General features: G+C 75.7%; 1 pseudogene. It reads right to left on the reverse strand.

The features are described 5' to 3' along the window. Positions 1-86: 86 nt before the first annotated feature. A pseudogene (locus tag GTW40_RS32805) lies at positions 87-445 on the reverse strand (hypothetical protein); the annotation flags it as partial.

Here is a 445-nt window from a genome sequence, read left to right on the forward strand (position 1 = left end):
ACCTGCCTGATCACTCACCGACACATCCAACGCCTTTGTTAGGACCTCTAAGAGGAGGCCGCTCAGCTCCGCAAGAGGGGCCCCGCTCAGCTCCGCCGCACCCGCAGCCCCACGAACGCCAGCGCCAGGCCCAGACCGATCAGCATCAGACCGCTGCCCAGCGGCAGGATGTCGGCCGGTTCGGCCGGGCTCTGGCCCTGGTTCACGGCCGCGGGGGCGGAGGCCGGGGCGCTCGCCGTGGCGGACGCGGTCGGCGTGAGGGCGGGGGCGTCGGCGGTCTCCGGTTCCTCCGGATAGGCGACCCGGCTCGTGGCGGGCCCGGGGGTGTCGGCCGTGTCGGTGCCCTCCTCCTCGGCCACCGGTCCGTCCGGCCGGCCCGGTCGCAGCCGCCCCTCACCCGCCAGGCTTCCGGCCCGCGAAGGACCCGGGCGGCTGGCGGTGGGCG

The sequence above is a fragment of the Streptomyces sp. SID4985 genome, from assembly GCF_009863025.1.
GTDB lineage: Bacteria > Actinomycetota > Actinomycetes > Streptomycetales > Streptomycetaceae > Streptomyces.